This window comes from Gallaecimonas kandeliae, assembly GCF_030450055.1.
In the GTDB taxonomy this organism is placed as follows: Bacteria; Pseudomonadota; Gammaproteobacteria; order Enterobacterales; family Gallaecimonadaceae; genus Gallaecimonas; species Gallaecimonas kandeliae.
Map to the genome: position 1 here is coordinate 93,311 of NZ_CP118480.1, position 15,724 is coordinate 109,034.

The following is a 15,724-nucleotide window of genomic DNA, read 5'->3' on the forward strand; positions in this document are numbered from 1 at the left end:
TGCTGTCTAAGAGCCCATGCTCGGCCTGGCTGGTGTCAGGCCAATACCTCTTGTGGCGTAATGGGCAGTAGGTACAGGGAAGTAAAAAGGCCACCTGAGGTCAGGGGCTCGAAATACGAGATGGAGAGGTAAGTCACATGGAAAAACGCATCAGGCCTGAAATAAAGCACAGGGGCATGGAAGAAGACGACATAGCTCACTTCGAAGGACGACTGGATAAGTTGCTGAACTCCTTTCAGGAGAGGCCGGAGAATCTAGCCCGCTTTGATAGGGCTACAGAAGTGGCTATTACGGCGGATGCCCTGGGTGAGCCTGACGAGTTGAGCATTCAGTACCTGCAGTTGGCATTGTCGTTGGGGGTGGCCCACTTCGTCAGCGCCCTGGCCCTGCCGGTGACCTATGAGCTGGAATACTTGGGCCAGCACTATCCTTATGCAATCGGAAGGACAAACTATTCAACGGATCCTACTTCTTGGCTGTCGGTTTTCAGCCTGGCTTTAATACTCCGCGACCACCAGGCGCTGGCCATCCTTTGCCAAGTATCGACAGACGCCATGCGACAGGCAGAAACAGAGACCGATGAAGCAGCGTACAGTTATGTGGACTTCTTGAAGGGCCTACTCGACCCTGATTCGGACATCGGTGAGCTGCTATTCAATGCCCTGGATGCCACCAGTGGGCCTGATATCAGTGCTGCCCGCGATCGCTACCTCACCTACAACCAGGTACCTTTGTTGAGCCTTTACCGTTGCTTCCTGAGCGACGATGAGGCCGAGTTCAAGGAGAAGCTTCAGGAAGCCCTGGAGCTACACAAGACTTACTGGGCCGATGACCCCATGGAAAGGGCCGGTTGGATCTCACTGGAGCTGGTGGCGCTGCTGTCCCTGGTCCATGACAACAAGGACTGGCGGCTGGACATCGAGTCTGACTACATACCGGCCTGGCTGTGCTCAGGCCAGTATGTGTTGTAAGGCGGCCCTGCGGAAGTTTTAGTCCCATCCTTTGCCCAGGCCTTGGCCTGGGCTTTTTTCAGACGGCCAGCCACCTCCTGAAGTTCGGTGGAAGTGCTCTCTGGACTCCCACCGGACAGGCAATACGGGGCTGTCGAGACCTTTGCCTACGAAAGGAACCCCAAGACTTTCGGCGAGATGAAAAGCGGGGCCAAACCCTCGGTCGATGTCAGTGATGTATTGAAGGAAATCCCATGAACGATATACCGGTGCTCGCTTCGTTATCATCTCCGCCCCAAGGCTTCACAGAAGTGCTGTGCTACCGGGATCGGAGTCTTTACACCTTCTTTACCTATAGGGATGACTTCCTGATTGTGGTTACCGGGGATGCTGATTCCAAATTCCGTTTACAAACCGAGCTGCCAATATCCGCGCTGGCATGGCTTGCCGACGTTATCGATGTGCAACTGGGCTGGACGCCAAACGATGGCGGCCTTCCGGTAGGCACCGCTTTGGTGGCGCAGGAGTTCGACGGCGAGACCATCCAAGTCTGCCGCCTGGCCAACACCAGAGGGAGTGGTGAGCCGGGTTTCGAAATAAAGAACAGATCGAGATACTTCCAAACGACGAAGAGAAAAAGAGAGCAGTACTTTGAGTTTACTGACGAAGTGATGCGCGCGGTCGGCTTGGTGGAGAAGTTCAGGGCCCTAGCCCGCAGCTAGTCGTTGCCAGCAACGCCAACAGCCGGGCCCCCCGCTGCCTAGGATCCCATACCGGCCTGGCTGTGCTCAGGCCAGTATGTGTTGTAAGGGTAACGCCCTGCGGAAGTTTTAGTCCCATCCTTTGCCCAGGCCTTGGCCTGGGCTTTTTTTCAGCTTGCCTGCCGCTGGTGGAAGTCCCGGGCGGCCAGGGCCAGGGAGGCGGCGTCCAGGCCCTGGCTGCTGTCCAGGTAGACCATGCCCTGGTAGTCCATGCCGAGGTAACCGAAGGTCAGCCGGAAGGGCTCTTCGAAGCAGGGGGGCGGCACCCTGGCGCCGCCCGTGGCCACCACCCCGGCCTGTTTGCCCCGAAGGCGCCGGCCCAACTCCTTATGGTGGTCGAGCAGGTCGGTGATCCTGTCCAGGAACAGCTTCATCTGGCCGCTCATGCTGTACCAGTAGAGGGGGCTGGCGAAGAGGATACGGTCGTAGCCCAGCAGTTGCTCCACCAGCGGCAGGAAGTCGTCGCCGCGGCCGTCGCTGCGGTAGTCGTAGGGCCTGATGTTGAAGTCGTTGAGGTTGAGGGTCTTGAAGCCCAGGGCCTCGGCCAGGGTGGCGGTGTAGCCGTTGCCGCGGGCGCTGCCCAACAGGGTGATGGTGTTCATTACGTAACTCCTAGGATCGGTGCCAGAGCTGTTTCCCTGGACAGTGCTCAGCCATTCTTTCAAGCCGCGCTGATATAAGCTCTCCATGGCCAACTCTCATGCCCCATAGCTGTGGCGCTGGGCCGGGTCCTCATCGAGGTACTGGATCAGCTCCAGCATCAGGCCTTCCACCACCTTGACGTAGGCCCTGCGCCTGGCGGGATGGGCGGGTGAGGCCTTGGCCTCCAGGCCCAGTTCGGCAGCCCTTTCCAGGCAGCTGGCGAGATCGGGCACCACTATGCCCAGGTGGTTGAAATAAGGTTGGGGATTGGCGATGAAGGCTTCGCCGTCCGAGGGGGCCTGCAGGGCGATGTAGCTGTGGTCGTCCCCCAGGTGAGCCCAGTCGAGGGAGAAGGGTTTGTCGCCGAAGGTGGACTGCATGTATTCCTTGCGGCGGGCGCGCAGCCGCCATTGGGGGATCAGGGCCAGCACCCTGGCGATGGCCAGATCCAGGTCGGGGACTGTCAGGTTCTGGTGTTCAACGTAGGGATTGAGCATGGTGCAATTCCATTTACAAAGTTAATTGTTTATTTAATCTGGCCCAGAGCCCTCTTTTTGTAAAGTTATTTGTTTATTTAATAGGGCGGGTCTTTGTGGCAAGGCCTGGTGGGCAGTAGACTTGCCTCGCCCAAGAGGAGAACCCCATGGCCATTCCCCTGATCTGCCAATGCCCAGAGCGCCAGCAAGAGGCCGCACAGCTGCGGGCCCGCTACGGCTTTGTCGAAGCTGGGCAGTCTCCCTGCGCCTTGGTGCTGACCGCCGAGCGCCTGGAACTGCGCAAGACAGACGAGCCCAAGCTGGGCGCCGTTTATGTGGATTTCGTGGAAGGGGCCATGGCCCACAGGCGCAAGTTCGGCGGCGGCCGTGGCCAGGCCATCGCCAAGGCGGTGGGCCTCAAGAAGGGCGCCAACCCGACCGTCATAGACGCTACCGCCGGCCTGGGCCGGGATGCCTTCGTGCTGGCGAGCCTCGGCTGCGAGGTGCAGCTCATCGAACGCCACCCGGCGGTGGCTGCCTTGCTGGAGGACGGCCTGGCCAGGGCCGCCCTGGACCTGGACGTGGCGCCGATAGCCATGCGCATGAGCCTGCACCACGGGGTGGCGGTGGAACTGCTGCCGACCATGAGCGCCGATGTGGTCTACCTGGACCCCATGTTCCCGCACCGGGACAAGTCGGCCCTGGTCAAGAAGGAGATGCGCATCTTTCAGACCCTGGTGGGCAGCGACCCCGACGCCGACGCCCTCTTGGCGGCGGCCAGGCAGGCGGCGCGCCTTAAGGTGGTGGTGAAGCGCCCCGATTACGCCGAGCCCCTGGCCGGTGCCAAGCCCGCTTCCAGCGTGCCCACCAAAAAGAACCGTTTCGACATCTACCCGCAATAGGGCGGGGCCAAGCTGGTTGAGCGCCGCCCCGGCAGGGGTTAGGCTGACCAGAACCATTTTCAAGGAGATGACCATGATCCAGGTAGGCGACAAGATCCCCGCAGCCAGCGTGCAGGAAATGCAGGATGGTAAGCCGGTGGAAGTGAAAACCCAGGACTTCTTCGCCGGTCGCAAGGTCGTGCTGTTCGCCGTACCCGGCGCCTTCACTCCCACCTGCTCCGAGGCGCACCTGCCCGGCTACGTGGTATCGGCCGACCGGTTCAAGGCCAAAGGCGTGGACGCCGTCGTCTGCCTGGCCGTCAACGACGCCTTCGTGATGGGGGCCTGGGGCAAGGCCCAGAACGCCGAAGCCATCCACATGTGGGGTGACGGCGACGGCAGCTTCACCAAGGCCTTGGGCCTGGACATGGACACCGGCGCCTTCGGCGGCCTGCGCTCCAGGCGTTACGCCATGGTGGTGGACGACGGCGTGGTGACCCTGCTCAACGTCGAGCCGCCCAAGACCTTTGAAGGCTCCAAGGCCGAGGTGGTGCTGGCGGCGCTCTGATGACTCAACTGCAATCGGGGTGGCGCACCCTCTATGGCGCCCTGACCGGCTGGCTGGGGGAAGGCTGGCTGGTGGACGTGTTGCTGATCGTCGGCCTGACCCTGGTGGTGACCCTGCTGTGGCGGCTGCTGGCCAAACGCCTCTTCCGGCTGGCGGACAGGTCCACCACCAAGTGGGACGACATCCTCTGGGACGCCCTCAACGGCCCGGTCAACTGGCTGATATTGCTGGTGGGGGTCAGCCTGGTCGCCGATACGGTGGCCGAGCGCATCGACTCCAACCTGGCGGCCTACCTGCCGGTGATGCGCAAGGTGTTGATGGAGCTGCTGCTGGCCTGGGGCGCCTGGCGCCTGGTGGGCGGTGGCGAGAAGGAGTTCATCCGCCAGGAAAGGGACATCACCACGGTACAGGCGGTGGGCAAGCTGCTCAGGGCCAGCATCATCGTCATCTTCCTGCTGACGGTGTTCCAGAGCCTGGGGGTCAGCATCTCCGGCCTGCTGGCCTTCGGCGGCGTCGGTGGCCTGGTGATCGGTATGGCTGCCAAGGATCTGCTGGCCAACTTCTTCGGCGCCCTGGTGGTCTACCTGGACAAGCCCTTCAAGGTGGGGGACTGGATCCGCAGCCCCGACCGTCAAATAGAAGGCACAGTCGAGCGCATCGGCTTCAGGGTCACCCAGATCCGCACCTTCGACAAGCGCCCCCTCTATGTGCCCAATTCGGTCTTTACCCAGGTCTCGGTGGAGAACCCGTCTCGGATGCTCAACCGCCGCATCTATGAAACCATCGGCATCCGCTATCAGGACGCGGCCCTGATGGAAAAGGTGATCGCCGGGGTGCGGGCCATGCTGGAGCAGCATGAGGAGATAGACCAGGAACAGACCCTGATCGTCAACTTCAACGCCTTCGGGCCTTCCAGCCTGGACTTCTTCATCTACTGCTTCACCAAGACCACCGGCTGGATGGAATACCACAAGGTGAAGCAGGACGTGCTGCTGAAGATCATCCACCTCATCCATGAACTGGGGGCGGACTGCGCCTTCCCCACCCAGACGCTCCATATCGAGTCCTTGCCTGCCCAGGCGAGATAAAACAGCGCCGGCATCAGCCGGCGTTGTCGTCTCAGGACAGCTTGTGGGCGTAAGGGGCGGGCCTGGCGACCAGGGGGGACAGCTCCTCCTCGGGCAGGGGTTTTTGGAAGTAGTAACCCTGCACCAGATAGCAGCCTTCCTGGTGCAGGAACTGCATCTGATCCCAGGTTTCCACCCCTTCGGCCACCACTTCCACCCGCAGCCGCTCGGCCATGGCGATGATGGCCCTGGTGATGGCCATGTCGTTCTTGTCCCCCGGCAGGTCCGAGACGAAGGACTTGTCGATTTTCAGCACGTTGACCGGGAAACGTTTGAGGTAGCTCAGGCTGGAATAGCCGGTGCCGAAGTCGTCCAGGGCGATGGACACCCCCAGGTCGCGCAGCCGGCAGAGGATCTTGAAGGTGCTGTCCGGGTCCTGCATCAAGGCCGACTCGGTGATCTCCACCTCCAGCAACTCGGGGTTGAGCTGGTGCTGGGCCAGGGCCTTCCTGACGTTGTCCACCAGGCTCCGCTGCCGGAACTGGAAAGGCGAGACGTTGATGGCCAGCCTGGGCGTGCGCTGGCCAGCCAGGGCTTGCCATTGATGGAGCTGCTGGCAGGCCTGCTCCAACACCCATTGGCCCATGGGCAGTATCAGCCCCGACATCTCGGCGATGGGAATGAAGCTGTCCGGCGGGATCAGGCCGCGCTCGGGGTGGGGCCAGCGCAGCAGTGCCTCCACGGCGGCGATGCGGCCCGTGGACAGTTCCACCTGGGGCTGGTAGTGGAGCGCCAGGCCCTGTTTTTCCACGGCTTGCACCAGGTCCCGCTCCAGGTTGACCCTTTGCACCAGGCTTTCCCGCAGTTCCGGCTGGAAGAAGCGGCAGCCGTTGCCCCCTTCCTGCTTGACCTTCTCCATGGCCATGGTGGCGTGGCGCCGCAGCTCTTCGCTGTTCTGGCCGTCGTCCGGGTAGAGGCTGACGCCGATGCTGGCATGCACATGCAGGCTATAGCCGCCGAGGTGAAAGGGGATGGCGAAGTTGCGGTGCAGTTGCTGGATCTTGGCCAGCAGCTGGCTACGGCTGCCGATGTGCGGCAGCACCAAGGTGAACTCGTCGCTGTAAAGCCGGGCCAGGGTGTCTGAGGCGTTGGTGTTGCCGGTCAGCCGTTGGGCTATGGCCTTGAGCAATTGGTCGCCGGCCTGGTGGCCCATGCTGTTGTTGATGTCGCGGAACCTGTCCAGGTTGAGGTGTGCCACCGCCACCATGGTCCCGTGATGCATGGCCTGCTCCAGGGCTTGTTGCAGCCGGGCTTCGAAGAAGCTGCGGTTGGGCAGTTCGGTCAGCTCGTCGTAGTTGGCCAGGAAACTGAGCCGTTGCTGGGCCTTGCGGCGCTCCTGGCGTATCAGGGAATCCCGCAGTTCCCGCGAGACCACGGCCGGTACCCTTCCCAGGTGGCCCTTGAGGACATAGTCCTGGGCGCCCGACTTGACGGCCTCGACGGCGCGCTCTTCCCCTATGGTGCCGGACACGAAGATGAAAGGAACGTCGGGGTCCAGCTCCCTGACCACCCGCAGCGCGTCCAGGCCGTTGAAGGTGGGCATGGTGAAGTCGGAGAAGACGATCTGCCAGGGGTGCTGTAGCGCCTCGCGCAGATCTTGCTCGTTGTCCACGCAGAGGTAGTCCGGCTCGTAGCCGTGGCGCTCCAGCTCATGCACCAGCAGCAGGCTGTCGTCCTGGTCGTCCTCTACGAGCAGTGCCTTCAGGGGTAACTTGTCCATTTCCCATCCTCCTCAACCAGGCTGTTCGTTGAGCAGCAACCAATAGAGGCCCAACTGCCTGACCGCCTCGACGAAGTCGTTGAAATCCACCGGTTTGCGCACAAAACTGTTGGCGCCCAGCTCATAGCTGCGCACCAGGTCCTCGTCCTCCTTGGACGAGGTCAACACCACCACCGGCAGGGTGCTGGTCCGGGCTGTTGTCCGCAGCCGGCGCAGCAGTTCCAGGCCATCCATTCCCGGCAGCTTGAGGTCCAGCAACATCAGTGCAGGCTGCCTGTCCTGAGGCAGCTCATGGAGATAGTCCAGGGCGTCCAGCCCGTTCCTCTTGACCAGGATCTCGTTCTGCACTGTGCTTTTCCTGAAGGCCATCAGCACCAGGAATTCGTCGTCCGGGTTGTCCTCCACCAGCAGTATGGGTCTGTCGGTCATGAGCATGCTCCTGGCTCCTGGCCCGGCAGGCTGAAGTAGAAGGTCGCACCCTGCTGTGGAGCCGCCTCGGCCCAGACGCGGCCGCCATGGCGGTGGATGATGCGCTGCACCAGGGCCAGGCCCAGGCCCCGGCCAGGGTAGTCCCTGGCGTCATGCAGCCGCTGGAAGGCGCCGAACAGCTTGCCGGCCCTGGCCATGTCGAAGCCGACGCCGTTGTCCACCACCTGAAAGCAGGGCTGGCCCTGGTCAGGGCCTTTGCCGAAGCCGATGCTGGGAGTGGGGGTATTGGCGCTGAACTTCCAGGCGTTGCCCAGCAGCTGCTCCAGCACCGTCTTGATCTGGCGCTGGTCCCCCCAGCCACTGAGGCCGGGTGCTATCTGGATCTCCGGGTGTCGTTCAGGCTGGGCCTGGCGCAGCTCGTTCAGCACCTGGTCGGCCATGGCGCTCAGATCCAGGGGCTGCATGACCAAGTCGGCGCGGCCTGCCCGGGACAGGGTCAGCAGGTCGTCCATTTGCAGGCCCATGCGCTGCGCCGCCTTCCTTATCCTTTCCAGGTAATCCCTGCCCCTGTCATCGAGGCCTGGGCCGTATTCTTCCATCAGCGCCAGGCTGAAACCGTCCATGGCTCGCAGCGGGGCGCGCAAGTCGTGGGATACCGCGTAACTCAGGGCTTCCAGCTCGGCGCGCAGGGCGGCGATCTCCCGTTCCAGGCTTTGCAGGCCTGCATCCGAGGAAAGCTTTTGCTGGTCAGCCATAGGGGCCTCCCAGGTGGGCAAGATCTGTTGCAGCTGATGGCGGAAAGGGGAAGTTGGGCTGCGGCTGGCTCTTCCCTGAAAGCCTTAGTGTCATGAAGTGTCCATCTTCGGTGGAGGTATCACTTAACAGCTTAGTCGAGCCGCCCTGGCTCCGCTGGCGGGATAGCCTTTGGCCGGTTAGACTAGCGGCCCAAATCACAGGGGGAGCCATGGCCCAGTTCGACGTTGTGATCATCGGCGCCGGTGCCGCCGGATTGATGTGTGCCGCCCAGGCCGGTTACCGGGGCCGTTCCGTGCTGGTGCTGGACCATGCCAAGCAGGCCGGCAAGAAGATCCTGATCAGCGGCGGTGGCCGCTGCAATTTCACCAACATCAACGCCAGCCCGGCCAACTACCTCTGCAGCAACCCCCATTTCGTGAAATCGGCCCTGGCCCGCTACAAGGCCCAGGACTTCATCGAGCTGGTGGAACGCCACGGCGTCGCCTACCACGAGAAGACCCTGGGCCAGCTGTTCTGCGACGACTCAGCCAAGGACATAGTGCAGCTGCTGCTCACCGAGTGCGACTGGGCCGGGGTGACGGTGCGGCTGCGCAGCCATGTGGCGGACATCCAGAAGACCGGCAGCGGCTTCAGCCTCAGCGCCAACGGCGAAACCATCCACTGCCAGAGCCTGGTGGTGGCCTGCGGCGGCCTGTCCATGCCCAAGCTCTGCGCCACTCCCCTGGGCTACCAGATAGCCCAGCAGTTCGGCCTCAAGGTGCTGCCGACCCGGGCCGGCCTGGTGCCTTTCACCTTGGACAAGCCGGATCTCGAACCCCTGGCTGAGCTGGCCGGCGTCTCCCTGCCGGTAACGGCCCAAAGCCAAGACGGTACCCTCTTCAAGGAGGCCATGCTCTTCACCCACCGCGGCCTGTCCGGCCCGGCCATCTTGCAGATCTCCAGTTTTTGGCAGCCCGGTGAAGACGTCAGCCTCAACCTGTTGCCCGACACCGACCTGGCCCAGGTGCTCACCGCCATGGGCGCCAAGCACCCCAACCAGACCCTGAAGACAGCCCTGGCCAGGCTGCTGCCGAAGAGGCTGGTGGAGGTGCTGGCGGAGCAGGGGAGCATCGACGGCGAGCTGCCCCTCAAGGCCCTGGACGAGGGACGGATGAAGAAGCTGGTCCAGATGCTGAGCGCCTACCGGGTCCATCCCAACGGCACCGAGGGTTACCGCACCGCCGAGGTGACCCTGGGCGGGGTGGACACCGACGAGCTGTCCTCCAAGACGTTGGAAGCCAAGCAGGTGCCGGGCCTCTATTTCATCGGCGAGGTGATGGACGTCACCGGCTGGCTGGGGGGCTACAACTTCCAATGGGCCTGGGCCAGCGGCTGGGCCGCCGGCCAGGCGGTGTGAAAAAGCCCCGCATTGCGGGGCTTTTTTGTTGGCGTATCCTGGGGCCAGTGTCCGAGGAAAAGAACCCATGTCCTTCTACCAACTGCTGATACCCGATACCCCCATAGGGGCCCTGGGCCTGGTCGCCGACGACCAGGCGCTGCAGCAGCTGCGCTTCCTGGGGGCGGCGCCGGCCATGGCGGCTGGTGACAGCAACCCCATCCTGGAACTGGCAGCCGAGGAGGTAGGCGCCTACTTCGCCGGCACCTTGCGCCACTTCTCAGTGCCCCTGGCCCCCAAGGGCACGGCTTTTCAACTGGCGGTCTGGGCGCAGCTGTCCCTCATCCCCTATGGGGAGACCCGCAGCTACGGCGATATTGCCAGGGCCCTTGGCCAGCCTGGTGCCTCCAGGGCCGTAGGCCTGGCCAACAACCGCAACCCCTTGCCGCTGATAGTGCCCTGCCACAGGGTGATAGGGGCCGACGGTTCCCTGGTGGGCTTCGGCGGCGGCCTCGCCATCAAGCAGCAGTTGTTGGCGCTGGAGAACCCCGGGCCCCAGCTGGATCTCTTCTAAGTAACATGAAAAAGCCCCGCCGAAGCGGGGCTTTTTTGGTCTTGGGGCTGCTCAGTAGAAGCTGGCCTTGAATTCGATACCCAGGATGCGGGGATCGTTGACGTAGCCGGTGAGGTTATCGAAGTCGACACCGCCGGTCATGCTGTTGTCGTTGGTGATGTTGCGGCCGTAGGCGGCCACTTCGTAGTCGGTGTCGCCGCTGCTCCAGCGGTAACCCAGCCTCAGGCCGCCTTCCAGCTGGTAGTCGTCCTGATATTCCTTGGACTCGTAGAGGAAGAAGTTGACCTTGGATCTGTAGGCCCAGTCGGTGAACAGGAAGACCTCGCCGCCGCCCAGGGGGTGGCTGTAGGTGGCGGTGATGTTGGCGATCCACTTGGGCGCGTGGGGCAGGGGGTTGCCGTCGATGATGGCGTTGCCGTTGGCGTCGAGGGGATCGGTGACGGTACAGCCGCTGCCGCAGGGCGCCACGGCCAGGCCCGGGTCCTTGATCTCGGTCTTGTTGTAGCTCAGGCCGGCGGTGACCAGCAGGTCATGGGTGACGGCGAACTGGCTGTCCAGCTCGAAGCCGTAGCCGATGGTCTTGTCGGCGTTGATCAGGCGGTTGAAGTTGGCGCCGCCGCCGACGGCCGTCAGCTGCTGGTTGTTGAGCCGGTAGTAGAAGGTGTCGAAGTTGATGCGGCCGCGGTTGTTGAGAATGTCGGACTTGATGCCGACCTCACCGCTGTAGAGGGTCTCGGAGTCCGCCACCGTCACCACGTCGCCGAACAGCAGCCGGCCCTGGATGGAGGGGGCGCGGAAGCCCTTGGCCAGGCGGCCATAGAGGTTGACGTCGTCGTTGAGGGTGTAGAGGCCGCTCAGATCCCAGCTCAGCTTGGCGTCACTGGGGTTGGCGGTCAGGGGCCCAATGGGGCCGGCGCCCATGGGGGACTGCAGGCGCTTGGCGGTGAAGTCCTTCTTGTCGTGGGAGTAGCGCAGGCCGCCGGTGACCTTGAAGTCGTCGGTCAGGTCATAGTCGGCGGAGCCGAAGACGGCCCAGGCCTTGGTGTCCTGATTCTGCACCGCGTAGCCGTTCTGCACCCCTTTTTCGTCGTAGCTGAAGCTGTCGATGGTGACAGACTCGTCGAAATAGAAGACACCGGCCTGGTAGTCGAGGCGGCCCAGCTCGTTGCTGGCCAGGCGCAGCTCCTGGGTCCACTGGCTGTGGTCGGGCAGGCCGTCGGCGGACTCGGAGGTGAAGGGGATGAAGCCCGGGCCCATGGTGGGCAGGTAGGAGGCGCCGTAGCCGCCGTCGATATCACCGCGGGAGAAGGCATCGGCGCTCTCGTAGCCGGTGATGGAGGTCAGGGTGTAGTCGCCGGTGTTGTATTCGAGCTTGATGCTGCCACCGCGGTTGGAGACCGTCTGCTTGGCGCGGGCGGCGGCGTCTTGGTAGACGGTGTTGCGGTCATAGTATTGGGAGAAGTCGCTGCTGCCCTTCTTGATGATGTTGGCGCGGAAGACGCGGGGGGTGCCGTCCAGCTCGCGGAAGTGGGCGTTGAACAGGGCCTTGAAGTCTTCGCTGGGCTCCCACAAAAGCTGCAGGCGGCCGGCCTGGTCGTGGTAACCCTCGAGTTGGTTGTCCTGCTCGTAACCGGGGGCCTTGTTGTCCACCCAGTCGTCACGGCGTTGGTCCAGCAGGGAGATGCGGGCCGAGAGGCTGTCGGTCAGGCCGCCGCCCACGGCGCCCTCCAGGTTGGTGCTGTTATAGGTGCCGTAGGAGCCGGAGACATAGGCGTCGAAGGCCTGGGACGGCTTCTTGGAGTCGAACTTGACGATACCGGCAGTGGTGTTGCGGCCGAACAAGGAGCCCTGGGGGCCGCGCAGCACTTCGACGCGGTCGGTGTCGAACACCGGGAAGCCCTTGAGGATGGGGTTTTCCTGGACAACATCGTCGAAGATCAGGGACACCGGCTGGGAGGCGTTGAGGTCGAAGTCGGTGTTGCCGAGGCCGCGGATGTAGAAGCGCGGGAAGGTGCGGCCGAAAGAGGATTCGATCAGCAGGCTGGGCACCCGGGCCGACATGAAGCGCACGTCCATGCCCGAGGCGCTGAAGGCATCCAGGGCGTCACCCTTGAGGGAGGTGATGGACACCGGCACTTCCTGGGCGTTCTGGACCCGCTTCTGGGCGGTGACCAGGATCTTCTCCAGTTGGGGGTCCTCGTCCTTCTTGCTGTCATCTTTTTTGTCGGCGGCAAAGGCCAGTGAAGAGGTGGCCAGGAGGGCGGCCTGTACAGCCCAGAAGAGCCTGGATTTGTTCATCGTCATCAGTGTGTCCCTGTCCAAGAAAAGAAGTAATGCTGCATTTTTGTTGTTATGAAAAGGTTTGCGCCGCGCAATTTAATGCCTGGATAACATTTGTGGAAGTCATTCAGTGCAAAATTGTGACTGTCGACGGCTAAGTCTTTGACGCCAGGGATCTGCATTCGGGCCAGTTGTGTTAAAAGTGGCAACAGACTCCCTTCTCAACAGGACCCGAGATGAAAAAATTCCTGCTCTTGGCGGCCGTGCTGGCCGGCCTGGCTCCCTCCCTCCAGGCCCAGGACATCAAGGCCGAGCTGGCCACCCAGATCCACCAGCTGATGCCCCAGGTGATCGATTGGCGCCGTGACATCCACCAGCATCCCGAGCTGTCCAACCGCGAGGTGCGCACCAGCGAACTGGTGGCGGCCAAGCTCAAGAGCTGGGGCCTGGAGGTGCGCACCGGCATCGCCCATCACGGGGTGGTGGGGCTGCTCAAAGGGGCCAAGCCTGGGCCTGTGGTGGCGCTGCGCGCCGACATGGACGCCCTGCCGGTCGCCGAGCAGACGGGCCTGCCTTTCGCCTCCAAGCTCACCAGCCAGTACAACGGCCAGAAGGTGGGGGTGATGCACGCCTGCGGCCATGATGCCCATACCGCCATGCTGCTGGGGGCCGCAGAGGCCCTGTCCAAGCTGCGCAAGGAGCTCAGCGGCACCGTGATGTTCGTGTTCCAACCGTCGGAGGAAGGTGCGCCCAAGGGTGAGGAAGGGGGCGCGGCCCTGATGATCAAGGAAGGGGTCTTCACCGATCCCAAGCCCGACGCCATCTTCGGCCTGCACGTCTGGCCCATGGAAGCGGGCAAGCTCTATGTGCGCCCCGAGGGCACCATGGCCGCCTCTGACCGTTTCGAAGTGCACATCAAGGGCCAGCAGACCCACGGCTCCAGCCCCTGGCGCGGCGTTGACCCCGTGACGGTGGCCGGCTCCATGATCCAGGCCCTGGAGCTGATCCCGTCCCGCCAGGTGGACGTGACCCAGGCGCCGACCGTGCTGTCCATCGGCATGGTGCAGGGCGGGGTGCGCTACAACATCATCCCCGACGAGGTGACCCTGGTGGGCACCATCCGCACCTTCGACGCCAAGATGCGCCTGGATCTCATCGACAAGATGCAGCGCACCGTCCAGCACGTGGCCGAGGCCAGCGGCGCCACCGCCAGCATGGAGATCAGCAGCGGCGCCGCCGTCACCTGGAACGACGCCAAGCTTACCGACTGGGCCGAGCCCAGCCTGGCCTGGGCGGCGGGGAACAAGGGCGTGGGCAGCCTCAAGCCCATCACGGGCGCCGAGGACTTCTCCTACTTCCAGCAGCAGGTGCCCGGGGTCTTCTTCTTCCTGGGCGTGGCGCCGGACGGCGTGCCCCTGGACCAGGTGGCCCCCAACCATTCCCCCCATTTCATCGTCAACGAGAAGGCGCTGGAAACCGGGGTCAGGGCCCTGTCCGGCCTGGCCGTGGATTACCTCAACAGCCACGGCAAGGCCTAACCCCTGGGCCCGAAGCGCCAGTAGAGGGGCAGGGCCAGCAAGGCGCCGGCCAGGTTGCAGGCCATGTCGGCCTGGGCGTCCCAGGGATCCCCCTGGGCGCCCAAAAAGCCGATGCCGGCCCCGCCCCCCTCCAGCACCGCATAGGCCCACTCGATGATCTCGTAGAGGGCACCCACTGCGCCTATGGTGAAGACGGCGAACCAGGACGCCAGGGCCAGGCCGCACAGTCTCTTGCGCAGCAACACTTCCATCACCGGCAACACCAGCAGCCCCAGCAGCACATGGCCGATGCGGTCATAGGGATTACGCGCCAATCCCAACGCCTCCACCAGCCAGCCCATGGGCACCAGGGAAAAGGTGTAGTGGGCCCCCACCGTGTGCCACATCAGGGCGATGAAGACGGCCAGGTAGGAGAGGTTGGAAAAACGAAAGCGCCCTGCCGTCAGCAGCAGCCCCAGGTAGGCCAGCACCAGCGGCGTGACCTCGGCGTACCAGACGGCGCGGTCCGCCACCGTCCAGCCCAGCCAGGTAAAGAGCAGGGCATAGAGGGCCGCCAGGGCCTCGGGAAAATAGCCTCTGTCCATGGCGCCCCTCATTTTGGTCAGTCCATTCCAGTCTTGCCCAAGTTTGCCGCCAGGGCCAGAGGCCGCCCCTTGCCTCAGTAGTGGGCCTCCCCAAGGGTCTCCTGCAGGTAGTCCAGGGTGGCCCGCACCGCCGAACTCAGGTGCTTGCGCTCCGGGTAGACCAAGTGCATGGGCTGAGGCGGTGGCATGAACGCCTCCAGGGCCGTTTCCAGAACCCCCGTCTCCAGCTCTTTTTCCAACGAATAGCGGGGCATGTAGGCCATGCCCAGGCCTGCCAGCAGGCTGTGCCTCAGGGCCAGGTTGTTGTTGACCGCCACCAGGCTTTTCACCCTTACCTCGAGCAACTGCTGTTGCTGATAGAAACGCCAGAGCAGGCTGCCGGGATGGCTGCTGTAGGTCAGGCATTGATGCTGGCCGGCACTGGCCGCCAGCTCCTGGGGATGGTTGGGTTTGCCGTGGCGCTCGAAATAGCCCGGCGTGGCCACCAGGCAGATGGCCAGGGGTTTGACGGGCCTGGCGATCAGCGACGAGTTGGCGAGGGGGCCGCAGCGCACCGCTATGTCGATGCGTTCCTGCACCAGATCTACCTGGCTGTCGTTCATGGCCAGGTCCAGTTGCAGGCAGGGATGGCGTTCCAGGAGCCCCGGCAGCAGCGGCGCCACCTGCAGCGAACCCAGGGTGAAGGGGGCGCTGATCCGCACCAGGCCCTGGGGCTCGCTGCGCAGCTCCCCCAGGTGTTCTTCCGCCGCCTGGGCGCTGTCCACCACCTGGGTGCAGTAGTCGTAGAAGGCCTGGCCTTCTGTGGTGAGGCGCAGCTGGCGGGTGCTGCGGTGCAGCAGCTGGAGGTCCAGGTGGTCTTCCAGCCGACTCACCGCCTTGCTGACGGCGCCCTTGGACAGCCCCAGGCTGCCGGCGGCCTGGCTGAAGCTGCCCAGCTCCACCACCTTGGCGTAGACGGCCATGTCGCTGAGCCTTTCGATAAGCCCCATTATGCCCTCTTGGTAAACACCAATTTCACTTGTTGCCATCTAATCAAAACAAATGGAAACAGTAAACTGACATC

16 protein-coding genes are annotated in these 15,724 nt (G+C 63.4%); 8 read left to right on the top strand and 8 right to left on the bottom strand.

Annotation, left to right across the window (positions count from 1 at the left end):
* Positions 1-137: 137 nt before the first annotated feature.
* Both PVT67_RS00415 and PVT67_RS00420 read left to right on the top strand, forming a co-directional pair.
* Entirely contained in the window at positions 138-971 is an 834-nt protein-coding gene (locus PVT67_RS00415) for an immunity 49 family protein (protein WP_301496671.1), read from the top strand.
* A gap of 233 nt (positions 972-1,204) precedes the next feature.
* Positions 1,205-1,672, top strand: a complete 468-nt coding sequence (locus PVT67_RS00420; RefSeq protein WP_301496673.1) for a hypothetical protein — start codon at positions 1,205-1,207, stop codon at positions 1,670-1,672.
* A gap of 149 nt (positions 1,673-1,821) precedes the next feature.
* Here the strand turns inward: PVT67_RS00420 and PVT67_RS00425 are convergent, their stop codons facing one another.
* Together PVT67_RS00425 and PVT67_RS00430 are read right to left on the bottom strand one after the other, a co-directional pair.
* The gene (locus PVT67_RS00425; RefSeq protein ID WP_301496675.1) at positions 1,822-2,313 is read right to left on the bottom strand and encodes a flavodoxin family protein; all 492 of its coding nucleotides are present in this window, start codon (positions 2,311-2,313) and stop codon (positions 1,822-1,824) included.
* A 96-nt stretch (positions 2,314-2,409) separates the two neighbouring features.
* Entirely contained in the window at positions 2,410-2,850 is a 441-nt protein-coding gene (locus tag PVT67_RS00430) for a VOC family protein (RefSeq protein ID WP_301496678.1), read from the bottom strand.
* Positions 2,851-2,996: 146 nt separating this feature from the next.
* Here PVT67_RS00430 and PVT67_RS00435 point away from each other — a divergent pair, with 146 nt between their 5' ends.
* From PVT67_RS00435 to PVT67_RS00445, 3 genes are all read left to right on the top strand, one after another.
* A complete protein-coding gene (locus tag PVT67_RS00435; protein WP_301496680.1) occupies positions 2,997-3,731 on the top strand; it encodes a class I SAM-dependent methyltransferase in 735 nt (244 codons plus the stop codon).
* Between the two features lie 73 nt (positions 3,732-3,804).
* Complete coding sequence (locus tag PVT67_RS00440) at positions 3,805-4,278, top strand: peroxiredoxin (RefSeq protein WP_301496682.1); 474 nt, start codon at positions 3,805-3,807, stop codon at positions 4,276-4,278.
* Entirely contained in the window at positions 4,278-5,366 is a 1,089-nt protein-coding gene (locus PVT67_RS00445; RefSeq protein ID WP_301496684.1) for a mechanosensitive ion channel family protein, read from the top strand. Before PVT67_RS00440 ends, PVT67_RS00445 begins: the two co-directional genes overlap by 1 nt.
* A gap of 31 nt (positions 5,367-5,397) precedes the next feature.
* On the opposite strand, the gene PVT67_RS00450 is transcribed toward PVT67_RS00445, so the two are convergent.
* The 3 genes from PVT67_RS00450 to PVT67_RS00460 are packed head-to-tail and all read right to left on the bottom strand — an operon-like array spanning position 5,398 to position 8,309.
* Positions 5,398-7,125 (bottom strand): putative bifunctional diguanylate cyclase/phosphodiesterase, encoded by a 1,728-nt coding sequence (locus PVT67_RS00450; protein ID WP_301496686.1) that lies wholly within the window; start codon positions 7,123-7,125, stop codon positions 5,398-5,400.
* Between the two features lie 12 nt (positions 7,126-7,137).
* Positions 7,138-7,554, bottom strand: a complete 417-nt coding sequence (locus PVT67_RS00455; protein WP_301496688.1) for a response regulator — start codon at positions 7,552-7,554, stop codon at positions 7,138-7,140.
* Positions 7,551-8,309, bottom strand: coding sequence for a sensor histidine kinase (locus tag PVT67_RS00460; RefSeq protein ID WP_301496690.1), 759 nt, complete (start codon positions 8,307-8,309; stop codon positions 7,551-7,553). Before PVT67_RS00460 ends, PVT67_RS00455 begins: the two co-directional genes overlap by 4 nt.
* A gap of 209 nt (positions 8,310-8,518) precedes the next feature.
* On the opposite strand from PVT67_RS00460, the gene PVT67_RS00465 reads away from it, so the two are divergent.
* Together PVT67_RS00465 and PVT67_RS00470 are read left to right on the top strand one after the other, a co-directional pair.
* Complete coding sequence (locus PVT67_RS00465; protein WP_301496692.1) at positions 8,519-9,706, top strand: BaiN/RdsA family NAD(P)/FAD-dependent oxidoreductase; 1,188 nt, start codon at positions 8,519-8,521, stop codon at positions 9,704-9,706.
* A 67-nt stretch (positions 9,707-9,773) separates the two neighbouring features.
* Entirely contained in the window at positions 9,774-10,259 is a 486-nt protein-coding gene (locus PVT67_RS00470) for a methylated-DNA--[protein]-cysteine S-methyltransferase (protein ID WP_301496694.1), read from the top strand.
* Positions 10,260-10,310: 51 nt separating this feature from the next.
* Here PVT67_RS00470 and PVT67_RS00475 read toward each other — a convergent pair whose 3' ends face one another.
* Positions 10,311-12,563, bottom strand: coding sequence for a TonB-dependent receptor (locus tag PVT67_RS00475; protein ID WP_301496697.1), 2,253 nt, complete (start codon positions 12,561-12,563; stop codon positions 10,311-10,313).
* A 212-nt stretch (positions 12,564-12,775) separates the two neighbouring features.
* Here PVT67_RS00475 and PVT67_RS00480 point away from each other — a divergent pair, with 212 nt between their 5' ends.
* Positions 12,776-14,077, top strand: coding sequence for an amidohydrolase (locus tag PVT67_RS00480; RefSeq protein WP_301496699.1), 1,302 nt, complete (start codon positions 12,776-12,778; stop codon positions 14,075-14,077).
* Here PVT67_RS00480 and PVT67_RS00485 read toward each other — a convergent pair.
* Positions 14,074-14,661 (bottom strand): DUF2238 domain-containing protein, encoded by a 588-nt coding sequence (locus tag PVT67_RS00485; protein WP_301496701.1) that lies wholly within the window; start codon positions 14,659-14,661, stop codon positions 14,074-14,076. The genes PVT67_RS00480 and PVT67_RS00485 overlap by 4 nt on opposite strands.
* Positions 14,662-14,735: 74 nt before the next feature.
* A complete protein-coding gene (locus PVT67_RS00490; protein ID WP_301496703.1) occupies positions 14,736-15,650 on the bottom strand; it encodes a LysR family transcriptional regulator in 915 nt (304 codons plus the stop codon).
* Between the last annotated feature and the right edge of the window lie 74 nt (positions 15,651-15,724).

Bases quoted from the DNA above. Each gene is read 5' to 3' on its own strand.
- PVT67_RS00440 (WP_301496682.1), top strand. From the start codon at position 3,805: ATGATCCAGGTAGGCGACAAGATCCCCGCAGCCAGCGTGCAGGAAATG.
- PVT67_RS00455 (WP_301496688.1), bottom strand. From the start codon at position 7,554: ATGACCGACAGACCCATACTGCTGGTGGAGGACAACCCGGACGACGAA.
- PVT67_RS00460 (WP_301496690.1), bottom strand. From the start codon at position 8,309: ATGGCTGACCAGCAAAAGCTTTCCTCGGATGCAGGCCTGCAAAGCCTG.
- PVT67_RS00430 (WP_301496678.1), bottom strand. From the start codon at position 2,850: ATGCTCAATCCCTACGTTGAACACCAGAACCTGACAGTCCCCGACCTG.
- PVT67_RS00435 (WP_301496680.1), top strand. From the start codon at position 2,997: ATGGCCATTCCCCTGATCTGCCAATGCCCAGAGCGCCAGCAAGAGGCC.
- PVT67_RS00480 (WP_301496699.1), top strand. From the start codon at position 12,776: ATGAAAAAATTCCTGCTCTTGGCGGCCGTGCTGGCCGGCCTGGCTCCC.
- PVT67_RS00475 (WP_301496697.1), bottom strand. From the start codon at position 12,563: ATGACGATGAACAAATCCAGGCTCTTCTGGGCTGTACAGGCCGCCCTC.
- PVT67_RS00450 (WP_301496686.1), bottom strand. From the start codon at position 7,125: ATGGACAAGTTACCCCTGAAGGCACTGCTCGTAGAGGACGACCAGGAC.
- PVT67_RS00425 (WP_301496675.1), bottom strand. From the start codon at position 2,313: ATGAACACCATCACCCTGTTGGGCAGCGCCCGCGGCAACGGCTACACC.
- PVT67_RS00445 (WP_301496684.1), top strand. From the start codon at position 4,278: ATGACTCAACTGCAATCGGGGTGGCGCACCCTCTATGGCGCCCTGACC.
- PVT67_RS00420 (WP_301496673.1), top strand. From the start codon at position 1,205: ATGAACGATATACCGGTGCTCGCTTCGTTATCATCTCCGCCCCAAGGC.
- PVT67_RS00485 (WP_301496701.1), bottom strand. From the start codon at position 14,661: ATGGACAGAGGCTATTTTCCCGAGGCCCTGGCGGCCCTCTATGCCCTG.
- PVT67_RS00415 (WP_301496671.1), top strand. From the start codon at position 138: ATGGAAAAACGCATCAGGCCTGAAATAAAGCACAGGGGCATGGAAGAA.
- PVT67_RS00490 (WP_301496703.1), bottom strand. From the start codon at position 15,650: ATGGGGCTTATCGAAAGGCTCAGCGACATGGCCGTCTACGCCAAGGTG.
- PVT67_RS00465 (WP_301496692.1), top strand. From the start codon at position 8,519: ATGGCCCAGTTCGACGTTGTGATCATCGGCGCCGGTGCCGCCGGATTG.
- PVT67_RS00470 (WP_301496694.1), top strand. From the start codon at position 9,774: ATGTCCTTCTACCAACTGCTGATACCCGATACCCCCATAGGGGCCCTG.